Origin of the sequence: Nocardia higoensis, from assembly GCF_015477835.1 — a bacterium.
Taxonomy (GTDB): domain Bacteria; phylum Actinomycetota; class Actinomycetes; order Mycobacteriales; family Mycobacteriaceae; genus Nocardia; species Nocardia higoensis_A.
On the sequence record NZ_JADLQN010000028.1, the window covers coordinates 1 to 525 of the forward strand.

General features: G+C 55.6%; 2 rRNA genes. Both read left to right on the top strand.

Annotated features, from left to right (window positions below):
- Positions 1-117, top strand: a 16S ribosomal RNA gene (locus IU449_RS28715); the annotation flags it as partial.
- Positions 118-441: 324 nt separating this feature from the next.
- Positions 442-525: ribosomal RNA gene (locus tag IU449_RS28720) — 23S ribosomal RNA — on the top strand; the annotation flags it as partial.

Consider the following 525-nt stretch of genomic DNA (forward strand, 5'->3'; position numbering starts at 1 on the left):
CCCGAAGCCGGTGGCCTAACCCCTTGTGGGAGGGAGCCGTCGAAGGTGGGATCGGCGATTGGGACGAAGTCGTAACAAGGTAGCCGTACCGGAAGGTGCGGCTGGATCACCTCCTTTCTAAGGAGCACTTCTCCACGACGCTTCACACAGGTGGATGTGGTTGTGGCAGAGACCGTTCATGTCCCCGACTGTGGGACTGCGGAAGCTCATGGGTGGAACGCTGACAATCTCCATCGCACTCGGTCGAAGTCAATGTCTTCGGTCGTGGTGGATATATCGACACACTGTTGGGTCCTGAAAGAACAGACGTTCTTTCCAGGCAGAAAATACGACAAGACTGGGGTCGCGGTCATACCGGCTTCGTTGGAAGTGCTGGTGTCGCATCAGGTTTCAGTCTTGTGTGTTGTTTGAGAACTGCACAGTGGACGCGAGCATCTTTGTTAGTAAGTGTTTAAGAGCGTACGGTGGATGCCTTGGCACCAGGAGCCGATGAAGGACGTAGGAGGCTGCGATAAGCCTCGGGGA